Source organism: Bacillus thuringiensis, assembly GCF_001182785.1.
Taxonomy (GTDB): domain Bacteria; phylum Bacillota; class Bacilli; order Bacillales; family Bacillaceae_G; genus Bacillus_A; species Bacillus_A thuringiensis_S.
Genome location: NZ_CP012099.1, coordinates 2474809 through 2496147 on the forward strand (window position 1 = coordinate 2474809; position 21339 = coordinate 2496147).

Consider the following 21339-nt stretch of genomic DNA (forward strand, 5'->3'; position numbering starts at 1 on the left):
TTTAAAAGAAAGCAATCTTTTTAGCAGCACAAATAATTGCATTTACTCATACAGTACTATTATGGTACAATATGGTTACTAATGACGGAAAGGAATGATGGGTGGACGATGATTAACTAATCTTATTTTTAAATGTTGAAATGAAATAAATTTCAATTTATAAAAATTAGGATTAGTCTGCCCAATTCCAAACAACGGTATTGCTATTTGATTTGCGTAATAGCTTATTTGGGTATAAATAATGTAATGACTAATCCTGCCAAAATTACTTTGGGAGGATTTTTTTGTTCTCCTTTAATGAAAGGGATCGGTAATATGAAAGGAATTTTAAAATTAAATGATGTTTATGTTGAAATAAAGGAAAATACTTTGTTAGAAAAAATGAATGTAGCAGTGAAACAAGGGGATGTTATCGGATTAATTGGTAAAAATGGTGCTGGTAAATCAACGTTACTTCAATTAATAAATGGAAAGATTGAACCTTCAAAAGGGATTGTTGAATGGCAACAAATGAATATGACAACCGCATATGTTGAGCAAGAAATAGAATCTTTTATTAGTAATGATGTGATTTCGCAAGAAGCAGAACTTCTTGCGAAATGGGGCGTGCCAACGAACGATTTTCATACTTTAAGTGGTGGTGAAAAGCTGAAAATTCGATTAGCAAAAGGATTTGCCGAAAATCCTAATGTTTTAATATTAGACGAACCGACAAATCATTTAGATGAGATCAGTACGGGATTTCTCATTAAACAAATAAAAAAGATGAAAGGTACTGTTATCGTTGTATCGCATGACAGATATTTTTTAGATGTTGTCGCAACCAAAATATGGTCAATTGAGGACAAAAAAATAATTGAACATAGTGGTAATTATACGAGCTACATGAAAGCACGTGAGCAAAGAAGGAAGTCGCAGCAGCGTGAATATGAAAAGCAGCAAAAAAAGATAGAACAAGTAGAAACACATATAAAAGAATTGAGTTCATGGTCACAAAAGGCACACGCGCAGTCTACAAAACAAGAAGGTGTGAAAGAATTCTATCGTGTAAAAGCGAAGCGAATGGATGCGCAAGTGAAGTCAAAACGAAAACGACTCGAAAAAGAGCTGGAGAAAACGAAAGTAGAACGTGTGAAAGAAGAGTATTCAGTTGAGTTTTCTATTCAAGCGAACAAAAAAGTAGGAAAACGCTTTTTAGAAGTAAAGCAATTAAAAAAAGACTTTTATGGGAAAGTATTATTTGAAAACGTTAATTTTACAATTCAGCACGGTGAGAAAGTTGCGATTGTTGGACCAAACGGTAGTGGGAAAACAACACTACTGAAGATGATTATGGGAACGGAAACTGCTGAAGGAGAAATATGGATTTCACCATCTGCAAACATCGGCTATTTAACACAAGAAGTTTTTGATTTACCGCTTGATAAAACACCAGAAAATTTATTTTTTAAAGAGACGTTTGAAGAAAGAGGAAAAGTCCAAAATTTAATGAAACATTTAGGGTTCCAAGATTCTCAATGGAAAGAGCCGATTGAGCATATGAGTATGGGAGAAAGAGTAAAATGTAAGCTAATGGCTTATATTTTAGATGAAAAAGATGTACTCATTTTAGACGAACCGACGAATCACCTAGATCTACCTTCACGTGAACAACTTGAAAATACATTAGCTGAGTATAACGGAACATTAGTAATTGTTTCTCACGATCGATATTTTCTAGAGAAAACTACTAACACAAAACTCGTGTTTTCAAACAATACGATACAAAAGCAGCTAGAAGAGCCTACTAAAACAAGAGATAATATTGAAGAGCTACGTTTAACGTTAGAAACAGAGAGACAAGAAGTATTAGGGAAATTAAGCTTTTTAACTTCTAACGACAAGGAATATAAAGAACTTGATGAACGATTTATAGAACTTACGAAGCAGATAAAGGCGCTATAGCGTACGTAAGGGGGATTAGCATGGGAGAAGAGAGTTTGACTAAGTTATTTAGAATAGATTGTGGAGAAATATACTTGCAAGAGTTTATGGTCAAAGATGCAGAGAGTATTTATAAAATAGCAAATCAATCGGAAATAGGAAAGTTTTTACCAGACTGGAAATCAACGAAAGAACAAAGGATGGATTGGATTGCAAATTATGAAATACCAGCAAACAAAGCATTTCTTGAGGCAGTGAAAACTACGAATAACATAGATAATCATATGTTAAAGCTAGGAATATTTAAGGAAGCTACAAATGAATGCATTGGATGGTGTTGCACAGGAATGAAAGAAGAACTCCCTTCACCAAACAGAGAGATAATGTATGCTATCTCAAATGAACATCAAAATCATGGCTATGCTACAAAAGCGACTAAAGGCTTAATTGACTATTTGTTTAAAGAAACAAATTTAAACGTCCTCAACGCAATTGCTTTAATTAACAATGTACCATCAAATAAAGTTATTAAAAAATGCAGGTTTACTTATTTGAGTGAACAGAAGATAGAAAATCAAATATATAATCATTATGTATTGAGTAAATCTGAATGGATAAAAAATATTTCTCTGTAAAAGGAATTAAAACGAAATCATAAAAAAGCTTAGAGCTAAAATTCTAAGCTTTTTTATATTTATTTTATCCCGCATTACCGGGCAGTAAAACCCCCACTGATTAAAGTTTCACTTTATACCTGCTAACATATGAAAGGTACAATTGTAATGACTTCTTGAAGGAATTGCTTTTCAACAAAATAGGGAAATCAAGCTGTACAGGGGATATCCAGTTGAAAATCATTTATGAAAAGGTAATTGGAAGATTTTGTCGAATTTATGTATCAATGATAATACAAATTTCTTACTCAAATCATTCTACAGATGAATTACTTGAAAAATGGAAGGGAAAAGAACAGAACAGTGGGCGGTATAAAGAAGCATTTAGTCTTAGTCAACAAAAATTGCTGGTAAGTCTATTAAAGAGTTACATATAAAACTTACGGTTGAGTGCTAGTAGATTAAATCTTTAAGCCAGGAATTAGTTTAAATGAGGGAGGGGAACACGTATTATAATTTGGTTTCGTCACTTGCCACAAATAAGTATGGATTTTTCAGAATGGACTCCTTTTATACAGAATAATTGGTACCGAAAACATTATATGAAGTTTGTATATTTACTTCAGATAATCATTTTTATAATACCTTATTTTTTTGAAACAGGTTTCACTCATATTAATATATTTTATCTTATCATAATAGGTACCTTAGTCTTCATCATTCACGAATGTCTACACATTTTAGTAATAAGTAAACAAGGGGATATTAGCTTAACGTTTAGTAAAAGATTTTTTTGGTTAAATACAAATGCAGTCTTATCCAAAACGAGATTTTGGGTCTTTATGAGCTTGCCTATTATTGTATTATCAGTAGTTCCTGCCATGATGTCGTTCTTTGTATCAGGAAATATTAAATCAATTTTATTATTTATATGTTGGATAAACGCATTCATTTCCGCCTCAGATATTTACAATTCGTTTTTGATTGCAATGAAACCGAAGCACTCATTTTTTTGCAGAGGCTATTATAAAGTGAAATAGTATTTAATGGGTAACTCAAATATGCTTCAACTACATACAACAGTTAAAATATAATATTTGAAAGTAAAAAGACCGATAAAAAAATCGGTCTTTTCTTATTAATAAAATAAAGATTAGAAAATAGCATTGTAATTCAAACCAATATGCAAATATTATAAGATAGATATGCTTTGTTATAGATTGAAAATAGGTTTGTTATCAGTTTTTTTAGAAATCTTACAAGCGTGTAAGATAAATGAAAGATGAATCAATATGAGCTATAAGACAATTCATTTACACTCTATAGTGAGCGGTGGAAATGAAGGGAGAATATAAATGGAAATTTTACAGGCAAAAAGTATTAGTAAAGTATATAAAGGGAAAGTACCTTATAAAGCATTAGTAGATATTGATTTATCAATTCAAGAAGGTGAATTTGTAGGAATTATGGGCCCGTCAGGTAGTGGGAAAACAACGTTATTAAATATGGTATCTACTATTGATTCTCCATCATCAGGAGAAATATTTATTAATGGCACAAATCCTTTTCAATTATCATCAGAAGAATTAGCATTATTCCGTAGAAAACAATTAGGATTTGTATTTCAATCATTTAATCTTCTTAGCACACTTACTGTAAAAGAAAACATCGTATTGCCGATGACTTTAGATGGTGTTTCCGTCCAAGAAATGAATAAACGAGTGGAAGAGATTGCAGAGAAGTTAAACATTACTGATATATTGAGTAAAAGAACGTTTGAAATATCAGGGGGGCAAGCTCAAAGAACAGCAATCGCTCGTGCGATCGTTCATAAGCCGCAATTATTACTTGCAGATGAACCAACAGGGAACTTGGACTCTAAATCTTCAAATGATGTAATGGAGATGCTTGATACTCTAAATAAAGAAGAAAAAGCAACGATGATGTTAGTTACACATGATCCGTATGCAGCGAGCTTTTGCAGCAGAGTAATTTTCATTAAAGATGGTCAACTATATAATGAAATTTATTGTGGTGAAAGCAGGCAAGCATTTTATCAAAAAATTATGGATGTCCTTTCTTTGTTAGGAGGGAAAAGGCATGACTTTTCGTCAGTTCGCATTTAATAATATCTTTCGTAATAAACGTACCTATGTAGCTCATTTTTTAAGTAGTGCATTTTCTATTATGATTTTCTTTACGTATGCTCTTTTATTATTTCATCCTGATTTACAAGGTGAGTTGAAATCGACAAGTGCAACAATAAGTGCATTTGGTACATTGGGATTTTCAGTTTCGCAAGGATTGATTTTTGTATTTTCATTTTTCTTCATTCTATATTCAGTTAGTTCGTTTTTAAAGACGCGTAAAAAAGAATTTGGTATTTTAATGATGCAAGGTATGTCAATGAGACAGCTTAAGAAATTATTATTAATTGAAAATATGTTGATTGGACTTGGTTCAATTTGTATAGGGATTTTCATTGGACTCATATTTTCTAAACTAGTCTTATTAATAAGTGCAAGTGTATTAATGATTAATAATGGTTTACCTTTTTATATACCAGTTCGGGCTGTATTATTAACAGTTATTACATTTCTTTTCTTGTTTTTAATTGTTTCATTATTTACATTTAAAATGATAAAAGTAACGGAACTTGTGGAACTTATTCGAGCAGAGGAAAAGCCAAAACCTGAACCGAAATCTTCAGTTTTATTATCGATACTTTCTTTAATTAGTATAGGGTATGGATATTTTTCAGTATTTCGCTTCATACCAAGTACCAATTTTATTACGCTTGGAATAGGTGTGCTTCTAGTAATTATAGGAACGTACTTTTTATATACTCAGTGTAGCGTTTATATATTGCACCTTGCTAAAAGGAGAGAATCTTTCTTTTTAAAGAGAACAAATATATTAACATTTTCTGAATTAATTTACCGTATGAAAGATAATACAACGATGTTTTTTATAGTATCTATTGTTTCAGCAGTTGCATTTACAGCAATTGGTACAACAGCCGCAATTGGAAATAGGGATTTGGTAAGGATGACAAATCCGTATACATTTTTGTATGGAAGTTTTGAAAATGACAAAGTATTGAATAAAAATCTTTCTATTATAAAAAAACACCTTTCTGATGCTAATATTCCGTATCGAATGGCTTCATCTTCATATATATACACAGAAAATGGCGTAAATGTAATGAAGTTAAGTGAATACAACGATCTTGCTAAAGCACTAGGCTATCAACAAGAAACAATTGAAAAAGAAGATGAAATTTTATTAATTCCTGGAGTCGTATCACAAAAACAAGAATTTAAAAATGGCGAGTATAAAAAGAATATAGAAGTCATTCAAGGTGACTGGACAAAGACATTTCATGTGAAAAAAGCTGTAGAAAATTTAGTTTTACCACATGATTCTAGAACTATTTATATCGCTGTTCAAGATCAGGTATATGATGGAATACCTCTTACTAGTGACCCAGTTAATAAAGAAATTCCATATCGTACTTACGGATTTGTTGTAGATGATTGGATAAAAACGAAAGAGATTTCAAATCAATTAAAGAGTATATTCGATAAAGATCTTAGGGACAGAGATTTCTACTTTGAAGCTTTAACATTAAACTTGTTGGAAGCAAAGCAAAAGAATGGTTTATTACTTATGGTAAGTATTTTAGTTGGAATCGTCTTCTTTACATTCGCCGCTAGTTTTATTTATTTTCGATTATATACAGATTTGGATCGCGACCAACAGCAATATAAAATGATTTCGAAAATGGGATTAAGTAAAGGTGAGTTGAAAAAAGTTGTAACGAGGCAGTTATTATTAATGTTCTTTTTACCAATTGTCGTTGCAGTGATTCATACTGTAGTTGCTTATACAGCATTACAGCAATTAGTCGATTTTTCTATCATAAATAGCTCTATCGTTATTTTAATTTCATTTATATGTATACAAGTTTTATATTTCTTTATAACCCGTTGGCGTTACCTACAAAAGCTTTATAAAACTATGGAACAGTAGAGAACATCAGCAAGTAACATTGCAGAAAAGCATGTAAAAAAACAATATGAGTTATGAAAGGAATTGTAATGAAAAAAACATTATCAATTTTCATATTATGTATATTAATTTTAATTAGTTTAAGTGCATGTGCTAAAAGTGAAGAATTATTTCCAGCTAACGGTGTATTAATCATTGGAGATGAGAATCATACTGGAGCAATTATGAATCGTTATAAGGAAAATACGAAAGAACATGAAATTTTTCCAGTGAAAACAGGGGAATTTGAAAAAGGAAAGGTACTAATATTAAATGAATCTACTGCACAAGCGATGATTAAAGCAAAGATTTTTCGTAAACGTGACCAAGTAGCCCTTTCCAAACTGGTAGATACGTTACCGAATTTTCCAAAAGAAAGCTCACTACTATTTATAAATGAAGAAGAAAAGAATATTAAAAGTATTAAAATAGAAGGAAAAGAGATACCAGTTGCATATGATAGCGATGCTTGGCTTGGCAATAAACGTGACTATGGAGCACTATGGTATATCATTGTGGCGAAAAATAGTGTGTATAAAGAAATAAAAGCGAATGAAACGAGTATGCAACTTCTACATCTGAAAAAGTCGTTAGGTGATGAAAAACCTAAAATGTCGACAGATAATACATTGATTAATGAAAAAGTAAAAGTAAGAAAGTTAATTGAAGGTTTTAAAGAGAAAGTATCAGTTCAGTTTGTAACGATCGGAGAAAAATCTTAAAAAAGAGTTCGAGGTTGATAGAAAGTTTATCAATCTCGAACTCTTTTTAGTTTATAGACAAATCAATTATTATGCTTTACATTACTTCATTTAATCGAGTCTCATTTGTTTCCTCAATCGCATTTGAATTTTGAACTGAATTATTTTGGGCTTCTTTTTCTTTACGAGCCTTTTGTAGCATTTCAAGGATGATCCATAAAGGAACACCTTTATCCTTTAACATCTTCCATAAATCTAATTCATTAAATTTATGCTCAGGCTGTTTCATTTCTTTTTCAGATGAACGAATATCAAACTTGATAGGATCATTTACTTTCTTACTTTCAAGTTTAGTAGAAGAGATAGTATTATGCTCAAGAGTAGATGGAGTTATTTTAGTAGGTTGAGATAATGTATGAATATTTGATCCGATTTGCATGTTTTTTCCTCCTTTTCAAGCAATGAGATTAGTTTTCTTATGGTTTTTAAATCTTTTTAACATGAGGAAACTATATCTAATTATAAATTCAAATAAACAGATTTACAAGTTGTATTGTAAAAAGTAAATGTTTACTTGAATTAATATTTATCAACATTTGTATATGTTTTCTATATATACAACGTATATAAAATATTTTACATTATGTTTAAGTTATTAAAGTATTCTGTTGATTTTCAAAAAAGAAAAATGTAAACGTTTTAATAGGGGGAGAAAGTATGGGGAAGTTAGTTTTAAAAATATGTTTTTTCGCATTAGTGACCGTATGTTCATTCGAAGCGAAAATATCATACGCTGAAGAGAGGCCACAAAATAATTATCCTATCATATTGGTGAATGGATTTGCTGGATGGGGTAGAGAAGAAATGCTTGGCGTAAAATATTGGGGTGGTGTTCATGATATACAGGAAGATTTGAAACGAAATGGTTATACGGTACATACCGCAGCTGTTGGACCTGTTTCTAGTAACTGGGATCGTGCATGTGAATTGTATGCGCAAATTAGCGGTGGAACAGTAGACTATGGTGTCTCGCATGCTGAGAAACATGGACATAATCGTTTTGGCAGAACTTATAGTGGTTTTGCGCCGAATTGGAGTGAAACAAATAAAGTTCATTTAATTGGACATAGCATGGGTGGACAAACAATTAGAACATTAGTACAGCTATTAAAAGAAGGGAGTTTTGAAGAAAAGAATTATGTGAAAAATCACCCAGACACCAAAATATCACCACTATTTGAAGGCGGAAAATCATATGTTCATAGTGTTACAACATTAGCAACCCCTCACAACGGTACAACACTTGCGGATGGGAGTCTTCTGCTACCGTTCGTTAAAGATTTACTCATTACAGCTGCGAGCTTCGGAGGAAACAATAATTTATCGTTATATGATTTTAAATTGGATCAATGGGGTATAAAGAAGAATGCTGGAGAGTCCTTTTTCCAATATAGTAATCGTATTCTAAATAGTTCACTTTGGAAAAATACAAAAGATATAAGTCAATGGGATTTAAGTACAGATGGTGCAAAGGAGTTAAATAATTGGGTAAAGACGCAACCGGATGTGTATTACTTATCCTATAGTGGACATGCATCACAAGCAGCACCTATAACAGGTTTACATTTACCTCATATAACGATGAACAAAGTGTTGATGGGGAATGCATTTTTCTTAGGTTCTTATGCGAGATATGAAGAAAACCGTCCGTTAGTTGATACTTCTTGGTGGCAAAATGATGGTGTAGTAAATACAAATTCCATGATTGCACCATCTTCTAATGTTGCTGTAAATAATAATGAGTCATTACAGGTTGGAAAATGGAATCATATCGAAACGAAAGCGAATTGGGACCATCTCGACATGGTAGGATTAAGTGTTTCAGACTCTTTAGGTTTTTCTAGCATTCAAGAGTTTTATAGAACAATTGCTGAAAAGCTATCACGTTTACCGAAATAAGTAATAATAAAGCGCTCTCGATGGAATTCGAGAGCGCTTTATATTATATTGAAAGAGGGATTTGGTAGAAAAAATATGGGGGGATATTATGAAAATTCAAGTTGTATTATCAGGATACGGAACAGTAGGCAGAGAGTTTATAAAATTATTAAATGAAAAATATTCATATATATATGAAACATATGGGATTCAATTAGTTGTAAGTGGCGTATTAGGGAGAAATATTGCAATACATAATGAAGACGGCCTATCTCTTCATCATTTATTAATGTATGGTGGCGGTACCGCTGCAATTGAAAAATATTTAGAGTATCATCCAAAGGAACGTGCGACAACTAGCATAAGTGGTACTGTATTGGTAGAATCAACAGTCACAAATCTTAAAGATGGAAATCCAGGGAAACAATATATGAAACAAGCGATTGAGAAACGGATGGATATAGTAGCAATTTCAAAAGGTGCGCTCGTTACAAACTGGAGAGAAATAAATGAAGCAGCAAGAGGTGCAAATGTACGAATTCGATATAGCGGTGCAACAGCCGCTGCACTACCGACACTAGATATCGGACAATTTAGTTTAGCTGGTTGCAGTATTGAAAAAATAGAAGGAATATTAAATGGAACAACTAATTATATTCTTACGAAAATGTATGAGGAAGATATGACATTTGAAGAAGCGCTGAAAGAAGCACAAAATAAAGGAATTGCTGAGACAAACCCTCTATTAGATATAAGTGGTTCAGATAGTGCGTGTAAATTGTTACTTTTGACAAACAGCTTAATGGAAACAGAGAAAACACTTGCTGATATACATATAAAAGGAATCGAGCACGTTACAAAACAGCAAATACAAAATGCTAAGGAACACCATAAAATTATTAAATTAATAGCATCAATATATAAGGATGCGGGTGGCAATGTGAATTTAAATGTTGAACCGTGCGAAATAGAAAAAGATCATCCGTTAGCAAAAGTAAATGGGAGCGAAAAAGGAATTACGTTCTTTACAGATACGATGGGGCAAGTTACTACAATTGGCGGGGCTTCTAATCCACGAGGCGCAGCAGCTGCAGCTTTAAAAGATGTAATTAACTTATATCGAAAAGATTTGTAAGACCGTACCGCCCTTTATAAAAAATACATATGTTGTGGACCTTTTGAGAATGAAATAAATATGCAAAAATGATTGCAGGGGGTAAGGAATTGTTTAAGGATTTTAAAGTTGTTAAAGATCGTCCCGTTTATATTCAATTGAAAGATTATTTGAAGAAGATGATTATGAAAGGGCATTTGCTCGGGGATCAAAAAATCCCATCAACAAGGGAACTAAGTGAATTACTAAGTGTGAGTAGAAACACTGTACTCGCTGCTTATGCAGATTTAGAGCAAGAAGGACTCATTTATGCAGTTAAAGGAAAAGGGAACTTTGTTGCGAAGGTGGATATATCTAACACTTCGTCAGTTGAAATAGATTGGAAAAATAAACTTAATACAGTGACCGCATTAGCGGATGAATTAGATTTAATGAAACATGGTGTTCGTTGGGAAAAGGGAATGATTGTTTTTAATAGTATAGCCCCGGATGAGAAGCTATTTGATGTTGAAAATTTCAAAAGAGCTTTTCTTACTCGTATGTCCATTGAAGGGGACATCGTATTGAACTACGGATATGCAAAAGGATATAGACCATTAATGAATTACTTACTTCATTATATGGAAATGAAAGGTGTAGACATTTCTAATAAAGATATTCTAATTACAAATGGATTTACAGAAGGATTGGATATTGTACTCTCTTCTTTATCAAAAAAATCCGGTCGTGTCATTTGTGAGAATCCAACTCATCACGCTGCACTAAAGCTGTTCCGCTTACATGGCCTTGAAGTTCATGGGATTGATATGAATGAGGATGGTATTGATACGAATGAAGTTGAAAAAAGCTTGCGTGAAAAAGATTTTGATTTTGCATATTTAATTCCTTCTTATCATAATCCAACTGGTATTGTTACGAGTTCAGAGAAAAGAACGGAATTGATGAGATTATTCTCAAAATACAAGGTTCCTATTATAGAGGACGGATTTAATGAAGAATTACGTTATTCAGGTTCACATTTAGCTCCATTATTAACGTTTGCTGGAGCTGGCAATAATGTGATTTATATTAGTAGCTTTTCAAAGGTACTTTTCCCTGGTTTACGTGTAGGCTGGATTATTGCAGATAAAGAGCTGATTCATTATTTAGAAAGCGTAAAAAGAGCAAGAACGATTCACACATCTACGTTAGATCAAGCTGTTCTGTTTCAATATTTACATGAGGGATATTTTGAAAAATATTTAAAAAAGGCAAGATCTGTTTATAAGAAAAAATATGATTTAGCTGTCGGGGCATGTAACCAGTACATTCCTTTCAAAAGAATGACTGGAGATGGTGGACTTCATTTATTTATAGAGCTAGAAGAGCATATGAATGCTCGCACACTTTTACAAAAGTGTTATGAGAAAGGCGTTACGTTTTCACCTGGAGATGTTTTTTACTCTGGTGAAGAAGGAACGAATACTTTCCGATTAGGATTTTCACGCTTGAAAGAAGAAGAAATAGTTCGGGGAATCAAAATAATTGGTGATACAATAAAAAATGAAATTTGGAGTTGAGGGAATGAGAATTGGCGTTATTATGGGCGGGGTATCGTCTGAAAAGCAAGTATCAATTATGACTGGAAATGAAATGATCGCACATTTAGATAAAAGTAAGTATGAAATAGTTCCAATTACATTAAACGAAAAAATGGATTTAATTGAAAAAGCGAAAGACATTGATTTTGCATTGCTCGCATTACATGGAAAATACGGAGAAGATGGGACAGTTCAAGGAACACTGGAGAGTTTAGGGATTCCTTATAGCGGAAGCAATATGTTATCTAGCAGTATATGTATGGACAAAAATATTTCGAAAAAGATTTTACGTTATGAAGGTGTAGAAACACCAGATTGGATTGAACTTACAAAAATGGAGGATCTAAATCTTGATGAGTTAGATAAGTTAGGATTTCCATTAGTGGTAAAACCAAACTCTGGCGGATCGAGTGTCGGGGTGAAAATCGTTTACAATAAAAATGAATTGATCTCAATGCTAGAAACTGTATTCGAATGGGATTCTGAAGTAGTAATTGAGAAGTATATAAAAGGTGATGAAATTACATGTTCCATTCTGGATGGAAAACAGTTACCTATAGTTTCAATTCGACATGCAGCCGAGTTCTTTGATTACAATGCAAAATATGATGATACTAGTACAGTTGAGGAAGTTATCGAACTTCCAGCAGAAATTAATGAACGTGTAAATAAAGCATCACTTGCTTGTTATAAAGCATTAAAATGTAGTGTTTATGCAAGAGTTGATATGATGGTGAAGGACGGAATTCCATATGTAATGGAAATTAATACATTACCAGGGATGACACAATCAAGTTTATTGCCAAAAAGTGCAGAAGCAGCGGGAATTAGTTATAGTAAACTATTAGATATGATTATTGAAACATCATTAAAAGTGAGAAAAGAAGAAGGTTTTTAAGATAGTTATATAACGAATTCTTTTGACAGTTTCACGAAGTATGCTATGATGAATACATTATAAAAACAAAATATTTATCCACTAGGGGGGCCTTTTATAGGCTGAGATCAAATGTGATTTTGAGACTCTTAGTACCTGATCTGGTTAATGCCAGCGTAGGGAAGTGGGAAAGACGTTGCTATTTAATGAGTAAATAAATACTGTCAATTTCACTTTCTTTACGCCTGTAAAGAAAGTTTTTTTATTTTACAGCTTTAATAATTGTGGATAAATACTTATATTTTATACATTATTGGAGGGATTTTAATGACTTTTTCACAATCATTACGTAAAGAAGTAGATTCAATTTGGGAAGCGAGTTTTAACCATCCTTTTGTAAAAAAACTTGGTGAAGGAACGTTAGATTTAGCTAGTTTTCGCTATTATGTGCTTCAAGATTCATATTATTTGAGTCATTTTGCTAAAGTACAAACTTTAGGAGCTGCAAAAGCTCTTGAATTAGAGACGACAGCTCGTATGGCACATCATGCTCAAAATACATATGAGGCAGAGTTATCTTTACATGAGAATTTTGCTAAAAAGCTAGGGATAACAAAAGAAGAAAAAGATAATTTTATTCCTGCACCAACTGCATATGCGTATACTTCACATATGTATCGTGCTGCGTATGAAGGACATTTAGGAGATATCATTGCAGCAATTTTACCTTGCTATTGGTTGTATTATGAAATTGGTGAACGCTTAAAAGAGTGCCAGCCGGAAGAGCCAATTTATAACGAATGGATTTCTGCTTATGGATCTGATTGGTTCCGTACGCTAGTTGAAGAACAAATTACACGTTTAGATACTATCGCTGAAAAAGTAACAGAGGCAGACCGCAAGCGTATGAAACAGCATTTTATTATTAGCAGTCAATATGAATATTCATTTTGGGAAATGGCTTATACATTAGAAAAATGGCCAGTGGATACAGACGTAAAAGATGTAATTGGATGAAGAATAGATGTAATGTTATAGATAGGTATGGATAATATCTATCTATATATATTTCTTATCAAATTTGCGCAAAGTCGATAGTGCTGAGGAAATGCTGAAATGGCATATCGATAAGTTAGCTAGTTTAATTGTCTACGCATTAAATGGATAAACTACTGTCACATATATTTTACAATAAAACGGATATGTTACTAAGCTAACTTCAGATGCACAACGTAATGAGATGAAATTTTACCTTGAACGTAAAGCTTGGAGGTATGAAGTTAAATAAGAAAAGAAACCCGCACTGTTAGCTGTAACGGAGTTGTTTTTTCTTTGCAGGAATTTCTAAATTACCATGAAGTGCTGTTAACACAATATGCAAATATGCATATTGTGTTTTTTTGAGTTCTTTTTGTGTTAAAATCAAATATAGAGATATGGAAAAATAAAGAAGTAAAAGCAGGAATATCCAATGAATTTTGAGAGGTGTTATATGTTTACAAATAAGAAATTAATTCGATTTGGTTTATCATTGTTTGTATTTTTAGGAATCATTAATTTTACAATCAGCTATTTCCAAACATATCTTGAAACAGCAGCAGATATTAAATGGGTAATTCCGGGAATTTGGCAAACTATTTTAATAGATGTTCCTCAAGGTATACTTGTTCTTTTAGGCGCAATTGCTTTATATGATTTCACAAAAGAGGCATCACAAAAAGACGCATCAATCTAAATGCGTCTTTTTTCAATTAGCAATTTCATAGAGAGTTTTGCTAAAGAAATAGAATGAAAAGCCCTAATTAGGGCTTTTTTCTTTGTAGGAATTTCTTATCCGTCATAGAAACCGGTCACTAGGAAATGTTATAACGAAACGCATTTACAGTACAGAAAAATCTAAGTGACAGACGGAAATATATAGGATATGGCACCATAATTATTGAGAAATTAATTGAATTTAGTAAGTATGAAGATATGACGCTAGAATTCATATTTTTTAATTTTTATTTGTCCCGCATTAACGGGCTGTTCGTAAAAGCCCGATTGGTGAGGGCTAATAATCAGTGGGGGATGAGCTAACCCTCCACTGATTAAAGTTTCACTTTATAAAAATGAGCCCATAGTAAAAATAGGTATATGAACAAGGTGCATCATTTAATGATAAGTCATACTTTGTTGGTGTACGTATTGAACTTAGTTTATAGTGCTATTCCTACTTAAATGTAACGAACAGAAACATAGGGAAGCATCGATGAGGTTGTATTTTATAAACGGAGGTTATGAAAATGAATCAGTTTCAACAAGAACTACAAGCGTTAAGTCTTAATGATTACCGATCTGGAAATATTGTCTATTGGGACCAGCAAAATCAATATCCATATTACTATATTGAAGATGCTGCTCGTCGCTGTGGCGGTTGTGGTCGTTGTGGTGGTTGTGGTGGAGGTCGTTGTGGCGGATTCCGTTGTGGTGGATTCCGTTGTATTGGTTGCTTCGGTTGTTTTGGTTGCGGGGGTTGCGGAGGTTGTGGCGGCTGTGGTGGTTGCTCTAACTGTTTTGATGGTTTTAGTGGTACTACTGATACTACTGGTACTATTATAACGTATGAATATTGATTGCATTTATCCTGCTATTTGCAGGGCAGTAAGACCCTAAAAAAATTCAGCGGGAGCAAAGAGAAGTTAGGTGGCGGACTACCCATAAAAGCCCAATTGGTGAGGGCTAATTAAAGTTTCACCTTATCAATTAAAAAACATTAGTTTTATATATGTACGTGCCGACAAAGAATATAGCCATTATTAATGGATATATTCAATCATTCAAGTGAAATAGTAACAATAAGATATATAGATGTAATCAAGAGGTGATAGATAAAGCAGTGACTAGATTTAAAATCTAATCATTGCTTTTTTCTTATGGTTTTATCATCAAATATCTGTCTGGTTTAGGGATTGATTTCTTCTAGCTAATGAATTTATTACAACTTTGTAAGGTTAATGTAATGTTAATCGATAGTAAATGAAGATGCTTGAGTGTAATTTAAATAAGATTAAAAAGTACTGTTTATCTATAAAATAATCGGGTAAATAATATGTAATTAGGAAGTGTATGAATATGATTGGACTAAAATCTATTATCCATTCGTATAAACGAAAGAGAAAAATAGCTAAAGATTTATACGGAAAAAGAGATGAATTGACACTGTTATTAAATGAATTTAATAAAATGAAATGTACAGTAACAACTGAAAAGAAGAAAAGCAATATATTATCTCGTTTGCAACTAATTTATCAAAATATGAAATTAGATAAGCAGTATCCTCTATCAGTTGCTTTTGATAGTAAATTATTGGAGCGATTAGAAAAAGAACCTCTACATACTATTGAGGATGGTGTAACATGTTTACATCTAATGTTAGATGTGAATTATGAGAAAATAAAACAATATGGTTCGAGTACAAGTAGGTCATTTGTTCCATTATCGCAGTCTTCTGTTTGTCTTGCTGATTGTATTTGTTTAACAGGAGTTGTAGTAGGTTTACTAGGAGCAATTTCATTTGGAGGATTACTGTTATCTATATGTTCAATTACATAACGGTTTATATTTGTAAAAAGGGCACCGAATTAAGGTGTTCTTTTTTGGTTTTTTTGTAAAGTTACTGTAAATGATAAGTACAATATATTATATACATTGTATAATTCAAATGTATTGAAATACAAATATAAAGAGGTGTTGTATATGATAATTACTTTTAATTTTTAAAAGAGTCGGTTTGATAATGATTTATGTAGATAAACAGTTTTTACGTTTCTTTTAAATACTTTGTTTAAATGGATTAGATTAAGTAACTATTTCTAGCTTTTTGATAATCAAGACAACTTAAGAAAGGAAGGAATCATTTTATGAAAAAATTAAGGCTGCTAACATTTGAAAATATAGTAGAACCTCTATTAAATGAAAAGGTATCATTTATATACTTTCCTATTGAATGGCTGGACATCGTAGAGATACATTATAAGACGTTTTTATTAACGAGTAAGTTGAAACGTTTGAATGAAAGATTGTATGATATGTTTTCGGATATATTGTTTATTCAGCATAATCCATACGTATTAAATGAAAATACACCATGGATTGTATCGAAAGAACCTATTAGACAAGAACAGCTCGATTATATTTTTCAAAGTTGGTATGAGATTATTCATGATTGGAAACCAAATCAATTAGTTGAGCCACCAAAATATGAATGGCAATCCGATTTGATTTCTAATTTGCCAGTACTACATGATAATGAAACGTATTCTAAGTGGGGGCCCGCTTTAATCTCACATATTTTTTGCGAGCGTCCTATATATTTAGAAAATACAAATGAAGAAGAGATCTATTTTTCTCCTCTTAGATCACAAAATATTTGTGAGGCGATGTCAGGACCGATAAAAGATGAAAAAACACAAGATTTTTTCTCCTATGTATATCGATTCGAATGCATAAGCCGTGGTGGTGAGAACGCTCCATTATTAAATATTTCAATAGGAATTCGGAGATTCTATCAAGAATATAAGATGATAGGTCAAACAAACCTTGATATAACAACGTTTGTTTGACCTATTTTAATGAATTGCAAACATTTTGCAAACATACGTTATCCAAAGATGCTTTTACCAAAGTTTTTAACGGCTTCTTCTTGCATATTCGGTAAAACATGAGAATAGACACTTAATGTCATTGAAATATCTGTATGACCTAATCTCTCACTGATGATTTTAGGGTTAACTCCTTGTTTCAATAGTATAGTTGCGTGTGTATGTCTTAAATCATGGAATTTAATTTCTTTTATACCTATTTTGTGTGTCGCCCTAATGAAACTTTTTCTGAAAGGTGCTCTTTTTATGATTCTTCCAAACTCATTACAATTTATTAAATCTTGATCTAGATAAGCAGAACCAAACCTTAATTTCTCTTTATTAATTAAAATTTTATGTTTTTTTAAGGCGGCTATTGTTTCATCAGGTACAGGAATTGTGCGTTTTGACGAATTTGTTTTTGCAGTTTTTTTGATCTTATTGTCATGGCCAGATGTTTGATTTATTGTAACGGTATGTTTTTCAAAATCAACATCCTGCCATCGTAAACCTAAAACTTCTCCCAGACGCATACCTGTAGTTATTGCAAGTAGATACCCAATGTGATATCGTGATTCTTGTGAATGAGCTAAAAACTTTTTTACTTCTTCCTCTGTCCAAGTCTGGATAGGGGTTTTTTCTTTTTTAGGTATCTCAGCAAAATCTGCTGGATTTCGAGACATAATATTTTGTTTTACGGCTAGGTTTAAAGCGCTTTTTAAAATTCTATGCATAAGCAGAATAGAATTGCTTGCAATCCCTTTATCTATCGCAGTCTTATAGCATTTTTGAATGTGCATAACATTTAATTTATGAAGCGCGACCATTCCTATACTAGGTATAACATGTTGGTTGATAAATGCCCTATAGCCAGCAAAGGTGCTCTTTTCTATGCTCATACTTTTAATTTCTAGCCAATGATTTAGATAATCTTTTAATGTAACTTTAGAGGGCTCTATAAAAGTTCCTTCATTCAACTCTGTAATCTTTTTTGCTACATCGGCCTGTGCTTCTTTTTTTGTCTTATATCCAGAAAACCACTTCTGTCTTCTTTTTCCTGTCTCTGGATCAGGGCCGATATCAATAACGATGCAATATTTATTTCCTCTTTTTCGAATATGTCCTTTCACTTAAAACACTCCTTCATTTGTTTTGAATCATGTTGTATAAGTCTAGTTGTAATTTTGCTGCTATGAAAATTACATGTTTGGACATATCAGCGATGGATATATTTTACCATATATAAATAAATTCAGTTATAGGATATGATTGTCTGCTCTTTGTAAATTATAAAAATATTAACGGATTTGTATGAAGAGAGAAGGGGTGAGAATATAGAATGTTTACAAGAAAATAAAAAATAATTTTAGAGAAAAAACTCCTTTAAGTATTTTACACTGACTTGCATTACTTCAATATATTTCGAATAGTTATTTATTTTAAATTCATATTGTAATCATTTCAACAGGAGAATGTAATTTAGGTTTAGTGAATTATGATAGAAACAAAGAGCGCCCTTTATATTAGGGCGCTCTTTGTTAAATTGCAACAGTCTTTTGCATATTTTTTCTAATGTGTTTGTTTATCTCGTTGTTTAATTCTTGTTCCCGATCAAAAATCAGTACTTTAGCATCGTTAGAATCTTGCATGTAAACCTTTACTAGACAATCATTTTTATCAAAATGATAGAAGTATAAGAGATCGCTACCGTCTTTTACTGTGCACTTCATTTCGCAGACAATCCCAATTTCATTTTTGTAGTAGTTAACATAAAAATAATTATCCAATTTTACATTTTCTAATAAATTATAGGGTGTCAAAACAGGGGAGTGTAATAAATCATATATCCGTTTGACATCAGTATTTGGCATTTTTTACTCCTCCAATTGTTATTAATATAACCTCTATCGTATTGTAACAGATTCTTTACGAATTTATATTATCCTCCAACACTTTTTCTACAAATTCTATGATTTGAGGTAGTTTTTCATAGGCGATATCATAATCTTCTATAGTCCATTCTTTTTTTGGAGCGCCAATTTCAGCTTTAAGATAAGTACTAAAGTACACGGCTAACATTCCACCATTATCGCGAATTTGTCTTGGAATCCAAGAGTATTTTTGCCTAAAAAGACTAATGCTCTTCAAATCATCGGCTTTTTTATCTATAGAAAATTTAACCAATAAATCTGGAACAATTTTTTCTTTTATTGTGATATCAATATCTTTTCTTTTGCTTTCGAAATAAAGGTCAGGGCGTTTAATAGCAGCATTTTCAGCTGAAGCCTGATTAACGATTCTTTCCGCTTCTTCCCGTTTAAGGTTTAGTAGCTTTTGTATATCGAGAATTTTTTGTTCTCTTTCTCTATCTTCCAGTCTCTTTTGTTCAATTAGTTTTGTTGTTAAATACGTATCACCTATAAGTGTCCCCGATCCACTTTCTGTTGCTTCACCAATTGGGTCATCTCGATGTTTAGTAGAAGAAGATGAGTTAGGCGTATTATTTTCTTCCGTATTATCTAAACTATCATACGCTTTAAGATGTCTAATGACTTCACTTTCCTGAATTTCTGTTTTATAATATTCCCATAATTCATCTAATGCTAAATGCTTATGAGCTACAATTTGTCCAACATTATCATCGGCTTTTTTTACCTCATTTTGTGGAATGGATCTTAAAATTCTACCAACAAATTGAGCATAGGGTAAGGGATTACGGAATGCTCTAAATATGGCAGCAATAGAAAGGTAGGGGTGATCATATCCTTCACCTAACATAGAGACATTAATAACGACTTTTACTCGATGGTTTTTTATATTACTAAACGCTCTTTCTTTCTCTTCGGGAAGTAAATCACTATGTATTATAGCAGTGGAATATCCTTCTTCGTTGTAAAGTCTTTCTATCTCTTTAGCATGTGTTATATCTGATGCTACGGCTATAATCTTATGAGGAACAGTTGTATTTATTAATTTTTCTTCGAGTAAATTAATACTTTTCTGAACAACGCTTTTGGAACACTCAGTAGAATAAGCTACCGATCTACTGACCCAATCTTCATTTTTTAATCCTAATTTATAAATTTCTTCTATTGAATGTTTTTTCGTATAATCTCCATCGATTGTTAAATATAGCTTTTCTGGTATGTATTTAAAGTTTTCTAAAGATTTTACATAACCATTTGCCATCGCTTGGCTTAATTTATATTTATATATTAGTTCTCCAGCTATTTTTTCTTTATCCGTTCTGAAGGGGGTTCCTGTTACCTTAACAACTTTTGCTTTTGAAAAATATTGAGTTGTTTCTACCCATGTTTTAGCTACAGAATGATGTGCTTCATCTATTATGATTAAATCAAAAAAGTTGTCTGGAAGGAAATTTAAGGGTGATGAATTTAATCTACTTTGAAGCTTTTGAATATTAACTACTACGATGTTTGCTGCTTCTAAAACTTCTCTCCTTGTTTTTGACCCTTCAAACTCAACTAATGCAGGTAAATCACTTGGACGATCAAATACTTTTTGTTTTAACCAAAAATTATTAGGTAATATGGGGTTTAATGCATCTATTACGGTTTCTTTGATGACAATTTGAGGTGCAATTATTAAGACGCGTCCTTTACTAATTCCATATGGAAGTAATGCCATTACACCTGTCTTGCCTACGCCAGTAGGGAGAACCATAACTGCGTGAGATGTTTTTTCTTTGATAATAAAATGTTCGTATACATGGTAATACCCTTGTTTTTGCGGTTCTCTCAAATGTTCATTTTCATAGATGGAAGGTTGCGCATCTATAAAGTAATTAGGATTATAATCGAAGCCCATTTTAAATCTCTCCTTCTATTAGTTTGGTTATAGGAAAAGGAATACATTAACTATAATTGAATAATAGCATGTTAACCTAATTACTGTAAAAT

General features: G+C 32.2%; 19 protein-coding genes and 1 riboswitch. Of the genes, 15 read left to right on the forward strand and 4 right to left on the reverse strand.

The genetic code is table 11. The features are described from left to right. Positions 1-315: 315 nt before the first annotated feature. The 6 genes from abc-f (at position 316) to AC241_RS12755 (ending at position 7309) form a co-directional block, all read left to right on the forward strand. Entirely contained in the window at positions 316-1944 is a 1629-nt protein-coding gene (gene abc-f / locus AC241_RS12725; RefSeq protein WP_050844837.1) for a ribosomal protection-like ABC-F family protein, read from the forward strand. A gap of 20 nt (positions 1945-1964) precedes the next feature. Next, entirely contained in the window at positions 1965-2558 is a 594-nt protein-coding gene (locus AC241_RS12730) for a GNAT family N-acetyltransferase (protein WP_029442389.1), read from the forward strand. Positions 2559-3082: 524 nt separating this feature from the next. After that, positions 3083-3577: a DUF3267 domain-containing protein gene (locus AC241_RS12740; protein WP_048564795.1), complete on the forward strand. Its 495-nt coding sequence runs from the start codon at positions 3083-3085 to the stop codon at positions 3575-3577. A gap of 315 nt (positions 3578-3892) precedes the next feature. Further along, the gene (locus AC241_RS12745) at positions 3893-4663 is read left to right on the forward strand and encodes an ABC transporter ATP-binding protein (RefSeq protein ID WP_016081509.1); all 771 of its coding nucleotides are present in this window, start codon (positions 3893-3895) and stop codon (positions 4661-4663) included. Then, a complete protein-coding gene (locus tag AC241_RS12750; RefSeq protein WP_050843692.1) occupies positions 4638-6569 on the forward strand; it encodes an ABC transporter permease in 1932 nt (643 codons plus the stop codon). The genes AC241_RS12745 and AC241_RS12750 overlap by 26 nt, the downstream gene beginning before the upstream one ends. A gap of 68 nt (positions 6570-6637) precedes the next feature. Then, the gene (locus tag AC241_RS12755; protein WP_050844838.1) at positions 6638-7309 is read left to right on the forward strand and encodes a lipoprotein BA_5634 family protein; all 672 of its coding nucleotides are present in this window, start codon (positions 6638-6640) and stop codon (positions 7307-7309) included. A 76-nt stretch (positions 7310-7385) separates the two neighbouring features. On the opposite strand, the gene AC241_RS12760 is transcribed toward AC241_RS12755, so the two are convergent. Then, complete coding sequence (locus AC241_RS12760; protein ID WP_001165517.1) at positions 7386-7727, reverse strand: DUF3914 domain-containing protein; 342 nt, start codon at positions 7725-7727, stop codon at positions 7386-7388. A 278-nt stretch (positions 7728-8005) separates the two neighbouring features. On the opposite strand from AC241_RS12760, the gene AC241_RS12765 reads away from it, so the two are divergent. From AC241_RS12765 to AC241_RS12805, 9 genes are all read left to right on the forward strand, one after another. Continuing rightward, positions 8006-9247, forward strand: a complete 1242-nt coding sequence (locus tag AC241_RS12765; RefSeq protein WP_043937204.1) for an esterase/lipase family protein — start codon at positions 8006-8008, stop codon at positions 9245-9247. 88 nt (positions 9248-9335) lie between these two features. Beyond that, a complete protein-coding gene (locus tag AC241_RS12770) occupies positions 9336-10361 on the forward strand; it encodes a homoserine dehydrogenase (protein WP_029442394.1) in 1026 nt (341 codons plus the stop codon). Positions 10362-10450: 89 nt separating this feature from the next. Next, on the forward strand, positions 10451-11899 hold the full coding sequence (gene pdxR / locus AC241_RS12775; protein WP_016081504.1) for a MocR-like pyridoxine biosynthesis transcription factor PdxR: 1449 nt from the start codon (positions 10451-10453) through the stop codon (positions 11897-11899). 4 nt (positions 11900-11903) lie between these two features. Continuing rightward, positions 11904-12818 carry a D-alanine--D-alanine ligase gene (locus AC241_RS12780; RefSeq protein WP_050844847.1) on the forward strand — a complete coding sequence of 305 codons (915 nt, stop codon included), beginning with the start codon at positions 11904-11906 and terminating at the stop codon, positions 12816-12818. 73 nt (positions 12819-12891) lie between these two features. Continuing rightward, positions 12892-12997: riboswitch (TPP riboswitch) on the forward strand. A 127-nt stretch (positions 12998-13124) separates the two neighbouring features. Then, complete coding sequence (gene tenA, locus AC241_RS12785; protein WP_016081502.1) at positions 13125-13814, forward strand: thiaminase II; 690 nt, start codon at positions 13125-13127, stop codon at positions 13812-13814. Positions 13815-14268: 454 nt separating this feature from the next. After that, positions 14269-14532 carry a DUF3937 family protein gene (locus tag AC241_RS12790; RefSeq protein ID WP_029442397.1) on the forward strand — a complete coding sequence of 88 codons (264 nt, stop codon included), beginning with the start codon at positions 14269-14271 and terminating at the stop codon, positions 14530-14532. Positions 14533-15082: 550 nt separating this feature from the next. Beyond that, positions 15083-15412, forward strand: a complete 330-nt coding sequence (locus AC241_RS12795; RefSeq protein WP_048564718.1) for a heterocycloanthracin/sonorensin family bacteriocin — start codon at positions 15083-15085, stop codon at positions 15410-15412. Positions 15413-15905: 493 nt separating this feature from the next. Beyond that, positions 15906-16391, forward strand: a complete 486-nt coding sequence (locus tag AC241_RS12800; protein WP_050843695.1) for a hypothetical protein — start codon at positions 15906-15908, stop codon at positions 16389-16391. Between the two features lie 308 nt (positions 16392-16699). Continuing rightward, on the forward strand, positions 16700-17401 hold the full coding sequence (locus tag AC241_RS12805) for a pPIWI_RE module domain-containing protein (RefSeq protein ID WP_050843696.1): 702 nt from the start codon (positions 16700-16702) through the stop codon (positions 17399-17401). A 38-nt stretch (positions 17402-17439) separates the two neighbouring features. Here the strand turns inward: AC241_RS12805 and AC241_RS12810 are convergent, their stop codons facing one another. The 3 genes from AC241_RS12810 to AC241_RS12820 all read right to left on the reverse strand — a co-directional run bounded on the left by AC241_RS12810 (position 17440) and on the right by AC241_RS12820 (position 21247). Continuing rightward, positions 17440-18549 carry a site-specific integrase gene (locus AC241_RS12810; protein WP_050843698.1) on the reverse strand — a complete coding sequence of 370 codons (1110 nt, stop codon included), beginning with the start codon at positions 18547-18549 and terminating at the stop codon, positions 17440-17442. A 408-nt stretch (positions 18550-18957) separates the two neighbouring features. Beyond that, a complete protein-coding gene (locus AC241_RS12815) occupies positions 18958-19290 on the reverse strand; it encodes a hypothetical protein (RefSeq protein WP_050843700.1) in 333 nt (110 codons plus the stop codon). 55 nt (positions 19291-19345) lie between these two features. Further along, a complete protein-coding gene (locus AC241_RS12820) occupies positions 19346-21247 on the reverse strand; it encodes a DEAD/DEAH box helicase (RefSeq protein ID WP_050843702.1) in 1902 nt (633 codons plus the stop codon). Positions 21248-21339: the final 92 nt, after the last annotated feature.

Bases quoted from the DNA above. Each gene is read 5' to 3' on its own strand.
- abc-f (WP_050844837.1), top strand. From the start codon at position 316: ATGAAAGGAATTTTAAAATTAAATGATGTTTATGTTGAAATAAAGGAA.
- AC241_RS12730 (WP_029442389.1), top strand. From the start codon at position 1,965: ATGGGAGAAGAGAGTTTGACTAAGTTATTTAGAATAGATTGTGGAGAA.
- AC241_RS12740 (WP_048564795.1), top strand. From the start codon at position 3,083: ATGGATTTTTCAGAATGGACTCCTTTTATACAGAATAATTGGTACCGA.
- AC241_RS12745 (WP_016081509.1), top strand. From the start codon at position 3,893: ATGGAAATTTTACAGGCAAAAAGTATTAGTAAAGTATATAAAGGGAAA.
- AC241_RS12750 (WP_050843692.1), top strand. From the start codon at position 4,638: ATGACTTTTCGTCAGTTCGCATTTAATAATATCTTTCGTAATAAACGT.
- AC241_RS12755 (WP_050844838.1), top strand. From the start codon at position 6,638: ATGAAAAAAACATTATCAATTTTCATATTATGTATATTAATTTTAATT.
- AC241_RS12760 (WP_001165517.1), bottom strand. From the start codon at position 7,727: ATGCAAATCGGATCAAATATTCATACATTATCTCAACCTACTAAAATA.
- AC241_RS12765 (WP_043937204.1), top strand. From the start codon at position 8,006: ATGGGGAAGTTAGTTTTAAAAATATGTTTTTTCGCATTAGTGACCGTA.
- AC241_RS12770 (WP_029442394.1), top strand. From the start codon at position 9,336: ATGAAAATTCAAGTTGTATTATCAGGATACGGAACAGTAGGCAGAGAG.
- AC241_RS12780 (WP_050844847.1), top strand. From the start codon at position 11,904: ATGAGAATTGGCGTTATTATGGGCGGGGTATCGTCTGAAAAGCAAGTA.
- tenA (WP_016081502.1), top strand. From the start codon at position 13,125: ATGACTTTTTCACAATCATTACGTAAAGAAGTAGATTCAATTTGGGAA.
- AC241_RS12790 (WP_029442397.1), top strand. From the start codon at position 14,269: ATGAATTTTGAGAGGTGTTATATGTTTACAAATAAGAAATTAATTCGA.
- AC241_RS12795 (WP_048564718.1), top strand. From the start codon at position 15,083: ATGAATCAGTTTCAACAAGAACTACAAGCGTTAAGTCTTAATGATTAC.
- AC241_RS12800 (WP_050843695.1), top strand. From the start codon at position 15,906: ATGAATATGATTGGACTAAAATCTATTATCCATTCGTATAAACGAAAG.
- AC241_RS12805 (WP_050843696.1), top strand. From the start codon at position 16,700: ATGAAAAAATTAAGGCTGCTAACATTTGAAAATATAGTAGAACCTCTA.
- AC241_RS12815 (WP_050843700.1), bottom strand. From the start codon at position 19,290: ATGCCAAATACTGATGTCAAACGGATATATGATTTATTACACTCCCCT.
- AC241_RS12820 (WP_050843702.1), bottom strand. From the start codon at position 21,247: ATGGGCTTCGATTATAATCCTAATTACTTTATAGATGCGCAACCTTCC.